1 protein-coding gene is annotated in these 1,841 nt (G+C 61.6%); it reads right to left on the bottom strand.

Going from position 1 to position 1,841, the window contains the following annotated elements; translation table 11 throughout:
* On the bottom strand, nucleotides 1–1,841 hold a 1,841-nt coding region (locus A5636_RS11240), incomplete at both ends, for a PPE family protein (RefSeq protein ID WP_155763759.1).

Below are 1,841 nucleotides of genomic sequence, written 5' to 3'. Positions count from 1 at the left end.
GAAGCCGAAGTTCAACTCCCCGATATTGCCCCCGCCCACATTCAGCCCACCCTGGTTGCCCAAGCCGATGCTGAAGGTGGTGAAGTCGCTCACCGCATTGTGGAAGAACCCCGAAACCTGGTTGCCGACATTGCCGACGCCAGAGACGACCGCCGCCTGCGCCGCGTCCAACGAACTCACGTTGAACATGCCCGAGATGCTGTTGCCCAGGTTGCGCATGCCTGACGCCAGATCGCCCACGTTGCCCACACCCGAGACACCCAGCCCCAAGTTCTGCCACCCGGAACTGCCCGCACCGGAGTTGAAGAAGCCCGACGAGCCACCCGAGCCGCTATTGAAGAATCCCGACGACGGCGTGGATGAGGTGTTGCCGAAACCCACACCCCCCGGGAGCGAGAACGGGATATCGATCGGCCCGACGGTGCCGGAGATGCCGCCGAACACGTTGTATAGCGGCCCGCCGATTACGAAGTTCAGCCGCGGTCCAGTGACCGTTATGGTCGGCACATTGATGGGACCGACGGTGGAACCGCCGTTCACGCTGCTGATGTTGTCGATTCCGAGCAGGGGGATGGTGAACGGCTGAGTGGTGATGTCGAAGGTGCCACCAGACACCGTCAGGTTCAACGGGATTCGCATGCCGAAGTCCACGGGAATCTGGTCGATGTGGATCGAGTAGGTAAAGTCGGTTATGCCTTGGGCGTCGCCCCGCACGAACATCCCGAAGTTCATGTCGCCGGAGTTGCCGATACCGGTGTTGATGTCACCGGAGTTACCGATACCGGTGTTGAGGTTGCCGGTATTGAACCACCCGGTATTGGTGTCACCGGCGTTGAAGTCACCGCTGTTGAAGCTGCCCTCGTTGAAACTTCCCGTGTTATAGCTGCCGCGGTTACCGATACCGGTATTGAAATCGCCCGGGTTGAACAACCCGGTGTTACCGGTGCCCGCGTTGCCGATACCGGTGTTGTAACTGCCGGTATTGAACAACCCAGAGTTGCCCACCCCGGAATTCATAATGCCGCGCAGGTCAAAACCGGAGTTGCCGATACCGACGTTGCCGTCACCCGTGTTGAAGAACCCGATGTTGTTATCACCGGTGTTGCCAAACCCGATATTGCCGGTACCGGTGTTACCGAAGGCATCGGTGACCGCGGCCGTCGCAGCCGCCGGGTTCACCGTCAACAGACCGTTCAGCTTGGCCGACAGATTCATCCCACTCAACAAACTGCTGATCGCCGGATTGCTCAACAGGTTGCCCACCGCCGGGCTGCTCAACAAACTGCTGATCGCCGGATTGCTCAACAGGTTGCCCACCGCAGGGCTGCTCAACAGGCTGCCCACCACGGGGCTTCTCGGCAGGCCGACCTCACTCAACCCCAGGTTCTGCAGATTCAGATTGGCGAGGTTTCCAGTACCCAAACGCACACTGCTCAGCAATCCGCCGAGGTTGAACCCACCCAGCAGGCCGCCCAGCCTCCCATTCGCCGCACCCAGCACGGCACCGGCGCCGCCCTTGCTGAAAGTGCTGGCCAGGCCGGCAAGTTCGGTCGCCGCGGCGTTGACCAACCCGCCCGCGCCGGCCAACTGACCCAACGGCAACTTGGTGAACGGGGTCAGCGCCGCAGCAGCCGCCGACGCCCCACCGTGATAGCCCAGCATCGCCACGATGTCTTGAGCCCAGAACTCCTCGTAGGCCGCCTCTGCCGCTGCAATCGCCGGCCAGTTCTGCCCGAACAGGTTCGAAACCGCAAGCCGCACCAGCGAATTGCGATTACCGGCGATCAGTTCAGGGTGCACGATCATCGACCGCGCCGTCTCATAAGCCGACACCACCGCTT

It is taken from the genome of Mycobacterium asiaticum, from assembly GCF_001673315.1.
GTDB classification, from domain to species: domain Bacteria; phylum Actinomycetota; class Actinomycetes; order Mycobacteriales; family Mycobacteriaceae; genus Mycobacterium; species Mycobacterium asiaticum_B.
This window is presented reverse-complemented; position numbering and strand designations above follow the sequence as displayed.